The sequence below is a fragment of the Burkholderia sp. M6-3 genome (assembly GCF_050858985.1).
GTDB lineage: Bacteria > Pseudomonadota > Gammaproteobacteria > Burkholderiales > Burkholderiaceae > Paraburkholderia > Paraburkholderia caledonica.
Genome location: NZ_CP110090.1, coordinates 754342 through 768776, shown reverse-complemented (window position 1 = coordinate 768776; position 14435 = coordinate 754342). Strand labels below are relative to the sequence as shown.

The following is a 14435-nucleotide window of genomic DNA, read 5'->3' as shown; positions in this document are numbered from 1 at the left end:
ATCTCCATGCAGAGCGGTCGACGGGAGTTAGCGCTTCAGCGCTTACTCCTGTCCCATGCAAAGGCCAGTAAGCGGTCTTTCAGTGTAGGCACAACACAGCGCATGCACAAAGCAGCGGCGCATGTGCACCGCCAAAGCCCGCTGGCCGATCGTCACGCTTCGTCGCGGCGCGGCGCGCACCTGAACGAGGCGCATCGAAGCCATGTGCACCAGATTCGTACGCCAAGCCGCATAAGCCCGCTCGCGAGGAGGCGCGCCGCAGCGCGCGAAGCCGCGGAGCGCCCCGCATCTCTCACATGGCATGTGCCTTGCAGTACACGAGCGGCAAGTCATGCGGGGCAAGCCCCGTGGCTGAAATCGACGCCCATAAACATTCATCATCAATGGCAAGGGGATATACATGAAACGTCGCAGTCTGTTGAAGTTCGGCTCCATGTCCGGCGCGCTCGCGCTTGCAGGTCGCGCGCCCTTCGCTCGCGCACAGTCCGCGACCGGCCCGATCAAGGTGGGCATCCTGCATTCCCTGTCCGGCACGATGGCGATCTCCGAGACATCGCTGAAAGATACCGCGCTGATGACGATCGCTGACATCAACAAGAACGGCGGCGTAATGGGCCGTCAGCTTCAGCCGGTCGTCGTCGACCCCGCTTCGAACTGGCCGCTCTTCGCCGAAAAAGCGCGTCAGTTGATCACGCAGGAAAAGTGCGCGGTGGTGTTCGGCTGCTGGACGTCGGTGTCGCGCAAGTCGGTGCTGCCGGTGTTCGAGGAGCTCAACGGCCTGCTCTTCTACCCGGTCCAGTACGAAGGCGAAGAAATGTCGCGCAACGTGTTTTACACGGGCGCCGCACCGAACCAGCAGGCGATCCCTGCAACCGAATATCTGATGAGCGCAGAAGGCGGCGGCGCGAAGCGCTTCTTCCTGCTCGGCACCGACTATGTGTATCCGCGCACGACCAACAAGATCCTGCGCGCTTTCCTGAAGTCGAAGGGCGTGCAGGAGGCCGACATCCAGGAGGTCTATACGCCGTTCGGCCACAGCGATTACCAGACCATCGTCGCGAACATCAAGACGTTCTCGCAAGGCGGCAAGACGGCCGTGATCTCGACGGTGAACGGCGACTCCAACGTACCGTTCTATAAGGAACTCGGCAACCAGGGGCTGAAGGCTTCCGATGTGCCGGTCGTCGCGTTCTCGGTCGGCGAGGAAGAACTCCGCGGCATCGACACGAAGCCGCTGGTGGGCAACCTCGCGGCATGGAACTACTTCATGTCCCTGCGTAACCCGGCCAACGAGAAGTTCAAGAAACAATGGGCCGCGTGGGTCAAGGAAAACAATCTGCCTGGCGGCACCAAGCGCGTGACGAACGACCCGATGGAAGCGACTTTCGTCGGCATCCACATGTGGAAGCAGGCCGTCGAGAAGGCGAAGAGCACCGAAGTCGACAAGGTGCGCGTGGCGATGATCGGCCAGCAGTTCGCAGCGCCGTCGGGCTTCACGCTCGAAATGGACGGCAACCACCATCTGCACAAGCCGGTGATGATCGGCGAAGTGCGCGCGGACGGTCAGTTCAACGTGGTGTGGCGCACCAAGACGGCGGTTCGCGCGCAGCCGTGGAGCCCGTTCATCGCAGGCAATGCAGGCAAGCCGGATGTGGTCAGCTCGATCCCGGCGTTTCTGAAGCGCTCGCGGGTCGCTTAACGGCACCGCTCATGACGGCGGCTCGAGTGGCCGCCGTCATGTGTCGAGGCGAACTCGCGGCGACCGTCACGGCGTTCCGGCACGCGCGATGAGTTCGCCGCGAATCCGGCATGCGCAGCAAATCGCAATCGAAACTTGCGCGCCTGGCGAGCGATCACGGCCGTAATGCTTGCGACCCGTTCCGCTCGACACTGCGCCATGCGATTCGGCAGCTGAACAAAGCCGTGCAGCGTGCGGCACAACACCGGCCCGCATTCAACCGGCGCGATGCGAGCTTTGTAAAGCGCGTCGCCGGTCATTCTTCAAAGGCCATCATGGCGTTTTCATTCCTCACTCTTGCACAGCGGTTCGCGCGACGCAGCGTCAGCAGCACCGCTTTTGTGTTGCTCACGTTGGTTGCGTTCGGCGCGCTGACGCCGCATGCTGCGTTCGCGTTGACCGCGGCCGATGTCGCACCGCTTGCCGCCGACGACTTCGACGCGAAGTCCGCGGCCATCGACAAACTCATCGCCAATCACGACAAAGAGTCGGTCGCGGTGCTGAAGGCGTTGTCCGAAGACGGCGTGCTCGCCACCGACTCAGGCGCCGTCCTGCTGCAGGACGGCGACGCGACGCGCGATGCCGTCACCGGCAAGACCGTCGCCGTAAGCGACGCACAACCCGTCACATTGAATAATCTGCTGCGCTCGAAAGTGGCGGGCGCGGTGTCGGGCTTACAGCTCGACTCGCCCGATAAGGCAACGCGCGAGCAAGCCATCAACGCGCTGCTGAAGAACCCCGACCCGTCGATCAAGCCGCTCGTCGACACGGCCCGCGCAAAAGAAACCGACCCGGCACTGAAGAAGCGCCTCGACACGCTGTGGGCAATGACCGCGCTGCATGACGCCGACGCGGCCAAACGTCTCGAAGCGGTGACGCTCGTCGCCGCGCGGCACGATCTCGACATGAACGAACTGCTGCGACCGCTCGTCGCGAAAAAGCCCGACGGCACATTCGCGGAAGCCGACGCTCGCGTGCGGGCCGCGGCGCAAAGCGGTATCGACGAACTCGATGCAATCCAGCGCCGCGGCGAAATCGCCGGCACGCTGTTCGCGGGTCTGTCACTCGGCAGCGTGCTGCTGCTCGCGGCACTTGGGCTTGCCATCACGTATGGCCTGATCGGCGTCATCAACATGGCGCACGGCGAATTTCTCATGATCGGCGCCTACGCCACGTATGTCGTGCAGAACCTCTTTCAGCGCTTCGCGCCGGGCGGGTTCGACTGGTATCCGCTCGTCGCGGTGCCCGCGTCGTTCGTTGCGGCGGCACTGGTCGGCATCGTGATCGAGCGGCTCGTGCTCAAGCATCTGTATGGCCGTCCGCTCGAAACGCTGCTGACCACCTTCGGCATCAGCCTGATCCTCATTCAGGCGACGCGCATGCTGTTCGGCGCGCAGAACGTGCAGGTCGTCAATCCTTCGTGGATGAGCGGCGGCGTGACCGTCATGGCGAACCTGATCCTGCCGTACAACCGGCTCGCGATTCTCGCGTTTTCGCTGATCGTCGTCGGCATTGCATGGGCCGTGTTGACGAAGACCCGCCTCGGACTCTTCGTGCGCGCCGTCACGCAAAACCGTCGCATGGCTGCCTGCGTCGGCGTGAAGACCGCGCGGGTCGACTCGTATGCGTTCGCGTTCGGCGCGGGCATTGCGGGACTCGGCGGCTGCGCGTTATCGCAGATCGGCAATGTCGGGCCCGACCTCGGGCAAAGCTACATCATCGATTCGTTCATGGCGGTCGTGCTCGGTGGCGTGGGTCAACTGGCGGGCACGGTGATCGGCGGCTTCGGGCTCGGGCTCGTGAGCAAGGCAATCGAGCCGTTCTGGGGCGCCGTGCTCGCGAAGATCGCAGTGCTCGTGCTGATCGTGCTGTTCATCCAGAAGCGTCCGCAGGGCATGTTCGCCCTCAAGGGCCGTAGCGCGGAGGCATGAGATGACATCTGCAACTTCTTCTTCGGCCGCGCCGGCTCATGTGGGCGCAACGGATGGCAACCCGGCCGGCCGCGTCGCGCAGTCGGGCTTTGCCCTCGGCTTGCCGCCGCGTCCCGCGCTGCTGTCGCGCCGCGCATGGCTTGCGCTGATCGCGCTGATCGTCGTGTTCGGCCTCGGCGTGCCGTTCGCTACGTTGGTGGTGCCGGAGGCGAGTCCGCTGCATCTGTCCGCTTACGCGACGACCATCACCGGCAAGTTCATGTGCTACGCGATCGCGGCGCTGGCACTCGATCTGGTGTGGGGTTACTGCGGCATTCTAAGTCTCGGACACGCGCTCTTCTTCGCACTCGGCGGCTACGCGATCGGCATGTACCTGATGCGCGCAATCGGCCACGACGGCAAGTACGGCAGCGATCTGCCCGACTTCATGGTGTTCCTCGACTGGCATCAACTGCCGTGGTATTGGCAAGGCACGCAGCATCTGGGCTATGCGCTGCTGCTCGTGGTGCTGGTGCCGGCAGTGGTGGCATGGGTATTCGGCTTCTTCACGTTCCGCTCGCGGGTGAAAGGCGTCTATCTGTCCATCATTACGCAGGCGATGACGTTCGCTGCCATGCTGCTCTTCTACCGCAATGAGACGGGCTTTGGCGGCAACAACGGCTTCACCGATTTCAAGCGCATCGGCGGCTTTCCAATCACGCATGCCGGTACGCGCACCGCCCTGCTGCTGATCACGTTTGCGGTGCTGATCGTCGCGTTCCTCGGCGCGCGGGCCATCGTCACCTCGAAGCTTGGCCGCGTCGTGACCGCCGTGCGCGACGGCGAAACGCGCCTGATGTTCCTGGGCTACAGTCCGCTCGCGTACAAACTCTTCGTGTGGACCGTGTCCGCCGTGTTGTGCGGCATCGCCGGCGCGTTGTACGTGCCACAGGTCGGCATCATCAATCCGGGTGAGATGTCGCCTGGCAATTCGATCGAAATGGCCATCTGGGTGGCCGTGGGCGGACGCGGCACGTTGATTGGGCCGATTGTCGGCGCCTTCGCGGTGAACGGCGCGAAGAGCTTCTTCACGGCGAATTTCCCTGAATACTGGCTGTTCTTTCTCGGTCTGATTTTCGTGCTGGTCCCGCTATTTCTGCCGAATGGCATCATGGGACTGGTCGAACTCGTGACGCGCAAGAGGAACCGCTCATGAACGAAAACCCGATGGTTCCCGATCTGGCTTTGCCCGAACATCCTTCTGAACACGCGTTGAGCGGCGTCGCGAGCATGGGCCACGTCGTCGTTCCCGGCGAAATCGACGTTTCCCACGGCACGATCCTGTATCTCGAAGACGTGACCGTGAGCTTCGACGGCTTTCGTGCGTTGAATGCGCTGACACTTTCTATCGACGCGGGCGAATTGCGCTGCATCATCGGACCGAACGGCGCCGGCAAGACGACGATGATGGACGTGATCACCGGCAAGACCTCGCCTGATTCCGGCAAGGTATTTCTCGGCCAGTCGATCGACCTCACGCGGATGAACGAGCCGTCCATCGCGCGTGCCGGCATTGGCCGCAAGTTCCAGAAGCCGACGGTTTTCGAGCAGCATCCCGTGTGGGAAAACCTCGAACTCGCAATGAAGACCGACAAGGGGTGGCTTGCGTCGTTGCGCGCGCGGCTCGATCGCGAAGCGCAAGCACGCATCGAAGAAACGCTCGTGCTGATCGGTTTGGAATCCGAGGCGCGGCGCCTTGCCGGCGAACTCTCGCACGGACAGAAGCAGCGGCTCGAAATCGGCATGTTGCTGATGCAGCAACCGGCGCTGCTGCTACTCGACGAACCTGCCGCGGGCATGACCGACGACGAGACGATGCAGCTGGCAGACCTGCTCAACCATCTGCGCGGCACGTGTTCGATGATGGTCGTCGAACACGACATGGAGTTCGTGAAAGCTCTATCGGGCGATACCGGCAAGGTCACGGTGATGGCCGAAGGGCGCGTGCTCGCGCACGGCACGCTCGACGAAGTGAAACGCGACGAGACGGTGATCGAGTCGTATCTTGGCCGCTGAGCGGACAGGCCAGTCAAAGGGTCGAACGGACATGCTAGAAGTAGAAAACCTGAACCAGTACTACGGCGGCAGCCACATTCTTCGCGATGTGAAGCTCACCGTGCCCGATGGCAAACTCACCGTGCTGCTCGGCCGCAATGGCGTGGGCAAGACGACATTGCTGCGTTGCCTGATGGGCGTCGTGCAGACGAAGAGCGGTTCCATCGCCTGGCGCGGCACGCCGATCACGAAGCTGCCCACCTATTCTCGCGTCGAGAAAGGGCTTGCCTACGTGCCGCAAGGACGCGATATTTTTCCGCGGCTCACCGTCGAAGAAAATCTGCTGGTGGGCGCCGCCAGCAAGAAGGCACCGAAGAAGATCCCCGATCGCATCTATGAGTTGTTTCCCGTGCTCAAGGACATGCGCAGCCGTCGCGGCGGCGATCTGTCAGGCGGTCAGCAACAGCAGCTCGCGATCGGCCGGGCATTGATGAGCGATCCGCAACTGCTGATTCTCGACGAACCCACGGAAGGCATTCAGCCGTCGATCATTCAGGACATTGGGCGCACGCTGCGTCAACTGGTCGAAGAGATGGGCATGACCGTGTTGCTCGTCGAGCAGTATTACGACTTCGCGAAGGACATTGCCGACCGCTATTGGGTGATGAGCCGCGGCGAGATCGTTGCGGGCGGCGAAGGCGCGAACATGGATGCGGATGGCGTGCGTGCGCTGATCGCGGTGTGACGCTCTCGCGTCGGTGAGCGTGCTATGCTCGGCGCGTCTAGGGCCGGGTCTCCGCGCCCTTGCCCTTGCGGCTTCCCTTCTTGTACCAATACGTCGATCGCACGCTCATTCGCATGTCGCTTCACGAAAACCACGCCACGCTCGCTACTGTGCAACCCCAGGCGCAAGCCGAGACGCATGCGCATTGGCGCGCGCGACTCGAACTTGGGTTCGTCAGGCATGGCGAGCGCAGCGTCCTGCAGCATCGGCTGCACGATGGCCCGCTGCGCGTCCAACGGCCGTTGTATCCGGAAGGTCAGGCTGTTTGTCACGCGGTGATCGTGCATCCGCCGGGCGGAGTCGCGGGCGGCGATCAACTCGATATAGAAGTGAATGTGGGTGCTCACGCGCATGCTGTGATCACGACGCCTGGCGCGACCAAGTGGTACAAATCCAATGGACGTTCCGCGCGGCAGCATATCGCTGTACGCGTCGGTGAAGGTGCGAAGCTCGACTGGCTGCCGCAGAACAATATCGTTTTCGACCACGCAAAAGCGGAGCTCGACTTCTCGCTGACACTCGACGAAGGCGCAACGGCGATCGGCTGGGATGCGACGCAGCTCGGTCGGCAAGCGGCCGGCGAGCGGTGGTCACACGGAAGCCTGCGGGCGGTGTCGCGTGTCGCGCGGGCTCACGGCGAGTTGTTGTGGCTGGAGCGGGCGAGTCTTGTTGCCGGTGACCCGTTGCGCGACGCGGCTCAGGGGCTTGGCGGCTTTCCTGCGTATGGCACGCTATGGGCAATTGGTCCGACTTGTGACGACGCGCTGGCCGAAGCGCTGACCGCGCAGCTCCCCTTCGACGACTCCTTGCGCGCAGCGGCTTCCTGCGTGACCAGTGGCGTATTGCTCGTGCGCGCCGTGTCGCGATCGATGGAGACATTGCAGCGTGCGTTGACGCAATGCTGGTTGCAGTTGAGGCCTGTTGTCCACGGGGTCGAGGCGGTGCCTTTGAGAATCTGGACGACGTAGGCTACCTGCGCAAAATCATCACGCCTTCGTCGCATGCGGCAGCGCCGCAGCTTCTTCGCCAATCACACCCGCAATCACACCCGCAATCACACCGCTTTCACCGCGTAAGACAAGTCCGCACCAACTCGACGCAATCGCGAGCCCCTATTTGGTGCGTCACCTGGCAAATCTCCCCACCCGTCCCCGCCGCACCACGATGGCACACACCTTGCATTGCTTGCGGCCGATGCTGCCGCTTCCTCGCCGCCAGCCGCCTGCCTGCCACCACCACAGCTACTACAAATGAACCGACCAACGCTTCGTTTCACCCGCCGCACGCTCCTCGCCGCCCTGCTCGTTTCGCCCGTCCTCGCGATCACCGCGCCTGCGGCGCACGCCGATACGCTCGACAACATCGCCAAGGCAGGCGTGCTCAAGGTCGCCGTGCCGGAAGACTATCCGCCGTTCGGTTCCGTCGGCCCCGACATGAAGCCGCAAGGCTATGACATCGACACCGCCGCGCTGCTCGCGAAGTCGATGAACGTGAAGCTCGAACTGGTGCCCGTGAACAGCGCCAACCGCATTCCCTATTTGCAAACGAACAAGGTCGATCTGGTGATCTCGTCGCTCGGCAAGACGCCCGACCGCGAGAAAGTGATCGACTTCTCCAACGCCTACGCGCCGTACTATCAAGGCGTGTTCGGCCCGGCCGACGTCAAGGTCAGCGGCCCCGCCGATCTGACCGGCAAGACGGTCGGCGCGACGCGCGGCGCGCTCGAGGAACTCGGTCTCACGCAAATGGCGCCGAACGCCACGATCAAACGCTTCGAGGACAACAACGCGACCATTGCCGCGTTCCTCTCGGGCCAGGTTCAGTTGATCGCCGCGGGGAACATCGTCGCCGCCGCAATTCTCGCGAAGAATCCGCCGCGCCGTCCTGAGCCGAAGTTCGTCATCAAGAATTCGCCGTGTTTCGTCGGCATGAACAGGAACGAACCGCGTCTGCAGCAGAAGGTGAACGCCGCCATCGCGCAAGCCAAGCAGGACGGCACGCTCAATACGATGTCGAAGAAGTGGTTCGGCGCAGCGCTGCCCGCGGATCTGTAAGCGCGTCGTTAGCCGGGCTTGATAGCGTCGCTGTTTTGTCCGGCATTGCATGGGTCGCATCGGCGACCCGCAACGCATATCATTGTCGCAGCCCGATTCCTTCGGATCGGGCGCAACCCACCGCACTCATTCGATGAAGCTGACACCTCGCGAGAAGGACAAGCTGCTGATCTTCACCGCCGCGCTGCTTGCCGAACGGCGCCGCGCACGCGGCCTCAAACTGAATTATCCAGAAGCGGTCGCGTTCATCACCGCCGCGCTGATGGAAGCGGCGCGCGACGGCAAGACCGTCGCCGAGGTCATGCACTACGGCACGACGCTGCTCACTCGCGACGACGTCATGGAAGGCGTGCCCGAGATGATCCCCGACATCCAGGTCGAAGCCACGTTTCCCGACGGCACGAAGCTCGTCACGGTTCATCATCCGATTCCCTGATCCGCTGAGTCCCGCTAAACCTATTAAGGCACGCCCATGATTCCCGGCGAACTCATCACCGACGACGGCGAACACGAACTCAACGCGGGCCGCGCCACCGTCACGGTGCTCGTGTCGAATACCGGCGACCGGCCGGTGCAGATCGGCTCGCATTACCACTTCTATGAAGTGAACGACGCACTCGCTTTCGACCGCGAAGCCGCACGCGGCTTCCGGCTCAACATCGCCGCGGGCACCGCCGTGCGTTTCGAGCCCGGCCAGGAGCGCACCGTCGAACTCGTCGAACTGGCGGGTGAGCGCATCGTCTATGGCTTCAACGGCAAGGTGATGGGGAAGCTGTGACTCGCCGCGCGCGCTCATCCGCTTGCACCGCCCTGCTCAATTCCGGACTGACATCATGACCTTACGCATTGGCCGCCGCGCATACGCGGAAATGTTCGGCCCCACCACCGGCGACCGCGTGCGTCTCGCCGACACCGAGTTGCTGATCGAAGTGGAGCGCGACTTCACCACCTACGGCGAAGAAGTGAAGTTCGGCGGCGGCAAGGTGATCCGCGACGGCATGGGCCAGTCGCAGCGCGTGCATGCTGACGTCGTCGATACCGTTGTGACCAACGCGGTGATTCTCGACCATTGGGGCATCGTGAAGGCCGACATCGGCATCAAGAACGGCCGCATCGCAGCTATCGGCAAGGCGGGCAATCCCGACATTCAGCCGAACGTGACGATCGCGATCGGCGCATCCACGGAAGTAATAGCCGGCGAAGGGCTGATCGTGACGGCGGGCGGCATCGACACGCATATTCACTTCATCAGTCCGCAGCAGATCGAAGAAGCGCTCGCCAGCGGCGTGACGACGATGCTCGGCGGCGGCACGGGTCCGGCAACGGGCACCAATGCGACCACCTGCACGCCAGGTCCGTGGCATCTCGAACGCATGCTGCAGGCAGCGGACGGCTATCCGATGAACCTCGGCTTCCTCGGCAAAGGCAACGTGAGCCAGCCGGAGCCCGCGCTCGAACAGATCGCGGCGGGCGCAATCGGCCTGAAGCTGCACGAAGACTGGGGCACGACGCCGGCCGCAATCGACAACTGCCTGTCCGTCGCCGACGACACCGACACGCAGGTCGCCATTCACACGGACACGCTGAACGAAGCGGGTTTCGTCGAAGCAACCGTGGCGGCGTTCAAAGGCCGCACGATCCATACGTATCACACGGAAGGCGCAGGCGGCGGCCACGCGCCCGACATCATCAAGGTATGCGGCGAAGCGAACGTGCTGCCTTCGTCGACGAATCCGACGCGGCCCTACACCGTCAACACGCTCGAAGAACATCTCGACATGCTGATGGTTTGCCATCACCTGGACCCGTCGATTGCAGAAGACATTGCGTTCGCCGAATCGCGCATTCGCCGCGAGACCATCGCCGCGGAAGACATCCTGCACGATCTCGGCGCGCTTTCCATGCTGTCGTCGGATTCGCAGGCGATGGGCCGCGTGGGCGAAGTGATCATCCGCACGTGGCAGACCGCGCACAAGATGAAAGTGCAACGCGGCGCGCTGCCCGAGGACACCGCACGGCACGACAATTTCCGCGCGAAGCGCTATGTCGCCAAGTACACGATCAACCCGGCAATCACGCATGGCATTGCGCATGAAGTCGGTTCTATCGAGCCCGGCAAGTGGGCCGATCTGGTGTTTTGGGAGCCCGCGTTTTTCGGCATCAAACCGTCGTTGATCCTCAAAGGCGGCATGATCGCAATGGCACAAATGGGCGATCCGAACGCGTCGATTCCTACGCCGCAGCCGGTGCATTATCGCGAGATGTTCGCTACGCGCGGCGGTGCACTCGGGCGCACGTCGCTGACTTTCGTTTCGCAACTCGCCGCCGATGCGGGCGTCGCGGAGCGCTATGGCCTGAACAAGCGTATCGTGGCTGTGAAGAACTGCCGCAACATCACGAAGGCAGACATGATTCACAACGCGTGGCGCCCGTCGATCAGCGTCGATCCGGAAACCTATCAGGTGATCGCCGACGGTCAACTGCTGACCTGCGAACCGGCGACTGTCCTGCCGATGGCGCAACGCTATTTTCTGTTCTGACCATGCGCACACTCGACAAACTGGTTGCACCGCATCTCAAACTCGCGCCGGTGCTGGTGAAGCGCGCGCCGACGCTAACGCTCGCTTTCGACGAGCGCCGCAAGAGCCGCCTGGCGGCCACGCTCGACACCGGCGAAGAAGTGGCGGTGCTGCTGCCGCGCGGCACGGTGCTGCGCGATGGCGATGTGCTTGTCGCAGACGATGGCGGTCTCGTGCGAATAGTCGCCGCGCCGGAAGCCGTGCTGGTGGTCCGTGCGAAAGACGCGTTGACGCTCACGCGTGCGGCGTACCACCTCGGCAATCGTCATACGCCGGTGGAAGTCGGCGCGGATTATCTGAAGCTCGAATACGATCCGGTGCTGGCCGATATGCTGAAGCGTATCGGCGCGACGGTCGATCAGGTTTCGATGCCGTTCCAGCCGGAGTCCGGCGCGTACGGCGGCGGCCATAAGCACGGCCACGACGAGACGTTCGCCGAAGACTACGCATTGGCGCAGCAGGTGTTCGGCGAGCATCATGGACATGAGCATTCTCATGATCACGAGCACGGGCATGGCCACGCGCACGATCACGGGCACGAAGGCCACGTCCACGACGAATCTTGCGGCCACGCGCATCACCATCACCATGCGCATCGCTGAACTCACGGCGCTACTGCACCTCGCGTCGCCGGCGCTGCCTATCGGCGCCTTCAGCTACTCGCAGGGTCTGGAAGCGGCGATCGAAGCGCAGCTGATCACCGATGCCGATTCGGCTCGCGCCTGGATCGCGAGCGGCCTCACCGATGTGCTCGCGCATGGCGAACTGCCGTTTCTCGCGCACCAGATGGAGCGCTGGCGCACACACGACGCGGCCGGCATCGCGCAAGCGAATGGCGAGTTCCTCGCGAGCCGCGAGTCGGCCGAGTTGCGGCGTGAGACCGAACAGATGGGCTGGTCGCTGCGGCAATTGTGCACGTCGCTCGAATGGGGCGATGCGGCGCGCCGCGCGACGCTCGCCTCGATCACGCCGCTCGCGCAACCCACCGCGTTCGCTTTTGCAGCCTATGCACACGATGCCGCCGTCGACGCCGCGCTTGCCGCATACGCGTTCAGCTGGGTCGAGAACCAGGCCGCCGCCGCATTGAAAGCCGTGCCGTTGGGGCAACTGGCGGGGCAACGCATCATCGTCGCGTTGCGCGAGCCGATCAATGCGGCAGTCGAGCGCGCTTTTGCCACGTCGCCGGAAAACATCAATACCTTCGCGCCGCAACTCGGCATTCTGTCGGCGCGTCACGAGTCGCAGTATTCGCGGCTTTTCCGCTCATAAAACGATCCATCATGAACGCACCTCATCATCCCGCTCACTCGTCCGTCCGCACGAAGAAACTGCCGCCCCTGCGCGTGGGCGTCGGCGGCCCGGTCGGCTCGGGCAAGACCACGTTGCTCGAAATGCTCTGCAAGGCGATGCGAGAACAGTACGACCTGGTCGCGATCACCAACGACATTTATACGAAAGAAGATCAGCGCCTGTTGACAGTGGCGGGCGCGTTGCCGGCCGAGCGGATCATGGGTGTGGAGACGGGCGGTTGTCCGCATACCGCGATTCGCGAGGACGCGTCGATCAACCTCGAAGCTGTCGATCGCATGCTCACGCGTTTTCCGGATGCGGACATTGTCTTTATCGAATCGGGCGGCGATAACCTCGCGGCGACCTTCAGCCCGGAACTGTCGGACCTGACGATTTACGTAATCGACGTGGCAGGCGGCGAGAAGATTCCACGCAAGGGCGGCCCGGGCATTACGAAGTCGGATCTGCTCGTGATCAACAAGACGGACCTCGCGCCGATGGTCGGTGCGAATCTCGACGTCATGGCTTCCGACGCGAAGAAAATGCGTGGCGAGCGGCCTTTCGTGATGAGTAATCTGAAGGCGCTCGACGGGTTGGACGACGTGGTGCGGTTTATCGAGCGAAAGGGGCTGTTGAAAGTTTGAAGGCAAGCGCTGAGTCTCCTCAGCGCTTGCTTGTCCTCACTCCGGCAACAACGCCATCAACACATCCACGGTACGCGCGGTCGCCCCGCGATGACGCGCGGCAAACGCCGAGGCCGCGCCGCCCATCATGAGCCGTCGCGCCTTGTCGTTGAAGAGTTCGCGCAGCGCCCGCGCCAGATCGGCCGGATCCTGCACCTGCACCGCCGCGCCGGCGGCGACTGCATCGGCCGTGGCCTGCGTGAAGTTGAACACATGCGGCCCGATCAGCACGGGCACGCCCACTGCGCAGGCTTCGATCAGATTCTGACCGCCGAGCGGCAACAGACTGCCGCCGATAAACGCGAGGTCCGAGGCCGCGTAATAAGCGCCCAGTTCGCCCATGGAATCACCGAGCAGCACGTTCACGTCCGCCGGCAAAGCGGGCACACCGCCGCTCGCAGCCGCTGACGCAACCTTCGCATCGGGCGCCCATGTCGAACGTCGCGCGAGTCGCAGCCCGGCTTTCTCGACGAGCGCGGCAACTTCGTTAAAACGCTGTGGATGGCGCGGCACGAGAATCAACAGCGCATTCTCAACACCAAGGGCCGCGAACGCCTGCAACACGAGTTCCTCTTCGCCTTCGCGTGTACTTGCCGCCACCCACACGGGTCGCGCGCCGATTGCCGCGCGCCACGCATGACCGCGCGCCGCCAGTTCCGGCGGCGTGCTCATGTCGAATTTAAGATTGCCGAGTACCGCGACGTTGCGCGCGCCGAGCGCCGTCAACCGTTCCGCGTCCGATGGACTCTGCGCCAGCACACGCGCAAAGCCGCCGAACACGTCTTTCGTCGCGCCGCCGAATCTGGCCGCCCGCTTATATGAGCGCGCCGACATCCGCGCGTTGGTCAACACCAGTGGTACGTCCGCGCGCCGGCATTCGTCGATCAGCGTGGGCCACACTTCAGTTTCCATTACCAGACCGAGCGACGGCCGCCAAGCGCGCAGAAAGCGCCGTACCGCGTGCGGCATGTCGTACGGCAGATAGCTGCGCATCACGCGGTCGCCGAAGATCTGCTCGCCGGTCGCGCGACCGCTGGGCGTCATATGGGTCAACAGAATGCGTGCGTCCGGACGCGCTTTGATGAGCGCGTCGATTAGCGGTTGCGCGGCACGCGTCTCACCGACCGACACCGCGTGCACCCAGATCAACGGCGCGTCGTCTTCGGGCAAACGTCCGCGAACATAGCCGAAACGCTCTGCGATATGTTGCCGATAGCCACGCTCCTTGCGCGAACGGATCAGCAGACGCAGCACCGCAACCGGCGCGATGATCCACCAGAGCGCGTTATAGATTGCCCTTAGCATCGGCGCTCCGCATGATGCAACCGCACAGCGTGCAGCT

At 63.3% G+C, this 14435-nt stretch carries 14 protein-coding genes; 13 read left to right on the top strand and 1 reads right to left on the bottom strand.

Annotated features, from left to right (window positions below; translation table 11 throughout):
• The first annotated feature begins 400 nt into the window (after positions 1 to 400).
• The 13 genes from urtA (at position 401) to ureG (ending at position 13054) form a co-directional block, all read left to right on the top strand.
• Positions 401 to 1699, top strand: a complete 1299-nt coding sequence (urtA, locus tag OH764_RS03330) for an urea ABC transporter substrate-binding protein (protein WP_498848011.1) — start codon at positions 401 to 403, stop codon at positions 1697 to 1699.
• 314 nt (positions 1700 to 2013) lie between these two features.
• The gene (gene urtB / locus OH764_RS03325) at positions 2014 to 3669 is read left to right on the top strand and encodes an ABC transporter permease (protein WP_498848745.1); all 1656 of its coding nucleotides are present in this window, start codon (positions 2014 to 2016) and stop codon (positions 3667 to 3669) included.
• A gap of 1 nt (position 3670) precedes the next feature.
• Complete coding sequence (gene urtC, locus OH764_RS03320) at positions 3671 to 4864, top strand: urea ABC transporter permease subunit UrtC (RefSeq protein ID WP_498848010.1); 1194 nt, start codon at positions 3671 to 3673, stop codon at positions 4862 to 4864.
• Positions 4861 to 5724 carry an urea ABC transporter ATP-binding protein UrtD gene (urtD, locus tag OH764_RS03315; RefSeq protein ID WP_087751393.1) on the top strand — a complete coding sequence of 288 codons (864 nt, stop codon included), beginning with the start codon at positions 4861 to 4863 and terminating at the stop codon, positions 5722 to 5724. The genes urtC and urtD overlap by 4 nt, the downstream gene beginning before the upstream one ends.
• 31 nt (positions 5725 to 5755) lie before the next feature.
• Entirely contained in the window at positions 5756 to 6448 is a 693-nt protein-coding gene (gene urtE, locus OH764_RS03310; RefSeq protein ID WP_498848009.1) for an ABC transporter ATP-binding protein, read from the top strand.
• 113 nt (positions 6449 to 6561) lie between these two features.
• On the top strand, positions 6562 to 7455 hold the full coding sequence (locus OH764_RS03305; RefSeq protein WP_498848008.1) for an urease accessory protein UreD: 894 nt from the start codon (positions 6562 to 6564) through the stop codon (positions 7453 to 7455).
• Positions 7456 to 7737: 282 nt separating this feature from the next.
• Positions 7738 to 8541 carry a transporter substrate-binding domain-containing protein gene (locus OH764_RS03300; protein ID WP_498848007.1) on the top strand — a complete coding sequence of 268 codons (804 nt, stop codon included), beginning with the start codon at positions 7738 to 7740 and terminating at the stop codon, positions 8539 to 8541.
• Positions 8542 to 8674: 133 nt separating this feature from the next.
• On the top strand, positions 8675 to 8977 hold the full coding sequence (gene ureA / locus OH764_RS03295; RefSeq protein ID WP_006048588.1) for an urease subunit gamma: 303 nt from the start codon (positions 8675 to 8677) through the stop codon (positions 8975 to 8977).
• Between the two features lie 36 nt (positions 8978 to 9013).
• A complete protein-coding gene (locus OH764_RS03290; protein ID WP_020065115.1) occupies positions 9014 to 9319 on the top strand; it encodes an urease subunit beta in 306 nt (101 codons plus the stop codon).
• 55 nt (positions 9320 to 9374) lie between these two features.
• Positions 9375 to 11081, top strand: coding sequence for an urease subunit alpha (ureC, locus tag OH764_RS03285; protein ID WP_020065114.1), 1707 nt, complete (start codon positions 9375 to 9377; stop codon positions 11079 to 11081).
• Between the two features lie 2 nt (positions 11082 to 11083).
• Complete coding sequence (gene ureE, locus OH764_RS03280) at positions 11084 to 11722, top strand: urease accessory protein UreE (protein ID WP_498848006.1); 639 nt, start codon at positions 11084 to 11086, stop codon at positions 11720 to 11722.
• The gene (locus tag OH764_RS03275) at positions 11709 to 12389 is read left to right on the top strand and encodes an urease accessory protein UreF (protein WP_498848744.1); all 681 of its coding nucleotides are present in this window, start codon (positions 11709 to 11711) and stop codon (positions 12387 to 12389) included. The genes ureE and OH764_RS03275 overlap by 14 nt, the downstream gene beginning before the upstream one ends.
• 11 nt (positions 12390 to 12400) lie before the next feature.
• Positions 12401 to 13054: an urease accessory protein UreG gene (gene ureG / locus OH764_RS03270; RefSeq protein WP_020065111.1), complete on the top strand. Its 654-nt coding sequence runs from the start codon at positions 12401 to 12403 to the stop codon at positions 13052 to 13054.
• A gap of 36 nt (positions 13055 to 13090) precedes the next feature.
• Here the strand turns inward: ureG and waaA are convergent, their stop codons facing one another.
• Positions 13091 to 14398: a 3-deoxy-D-manno-octulosonic acid transferase gene (waaA, locus tag OH764_RS03265; RefSeq protein ID WP_498848005.1), complete on the bottom strand. Its 1308-nt coding sequence runs from the start codon at positions 14396 to 14398 to the stop codon at positions 13091 to 13093.
• Between the last annotated feature and the right edge of the window lie 37 nt (positions 14399 to 14435).

Coding starts and splice junctions, on each gene's coding strand:
- urtA (WP_498848011.1), top strand. CDS start 401: ATGAAACGTCGCAGTCTGTTGAAGTTCGGCTCCATGTCCGGCGCGCTC.
- urtB (WP_498848745.1), top strand. CDS start 2,014: ATGGCGTTTTCATTCCTCACTCTTGCACAGCGGTTCGCGCGACGCAGC.
- urtC (WP_498848010.1), top strand. CDS start 3,671: ATGACATCTGCAACTTCTTCTTCGGCCGCGCCGGCTCATGTGGGCGCA.
- urtD (WP_087751393.1), top strand. CDS start 4,861: ATGAACGAAAACCCGATGGTTCCCGATCTGGCTTTGCCCGAACATCCT.
- urtE (WP_498848009.1), top strand. CDS start 5,756: ATGCTAGAAGTAGAAAACCTGAACCAGTACTACGGCGGCAGCCACATT.
- OH764_RS03305 (WP_498848008.1), top strand. CDS start 6,562: ATGTCGCTTCACGAAAACCACGCCACGCTCGCTACTGTGCAACCCCAG.
- OH764_RS03300 (WP_498848007.1), top strand. CDS start 7,738: ATGAACCGACCAACGCTTCGTTTCACCCGCCGCACGCTCCTCGCCGCC.
- ureA (WP_006048588.1), top strand. CDS start 8,675: ATGAAGCTGACACCTCGCGAGAAGGACAAGCTGCTGATCTTCACCGCC.
- OH764_RS03290 (WP_020065115.1), top strand. CDS start 9,014: ATGATTCCCGGCGAACTCATCACCGACGACGGCGAACACGAACTCAAC.
- ureC (WP_020065114.1), top strand. CDS start 9,375: ATGACCTTACGCATTGGCCGCCGCGCATACGCGGAAATGTTCGGCCCC.
- ureE (WP_498848006.1), top strand. CDS start 11,084: ATGCGCACACTCGACAAACTGGTTGCACCGCATCTCAAACTCGCGCCG.
- OH764_RS03275 (WP_498848744.1), top strand. CDS start 11,709: ATGCGCATCGCTGAACTCACGGCGCTACTGCACCTCGCGTCGCCGGCG.
- ureG (WP_020065111.1), top strand. CDS start 12,401: ATGAACGCACCTCATCATCCCGCTCACTCGTCCGTCCGCACGAAGAAA.
- waaA (WP_498848005.1), bottom strand. CDS start 14,398: ATGCTAAGGGCAATCTATAACGCGCTCTGGTGGATCATCGCGCCGGTT.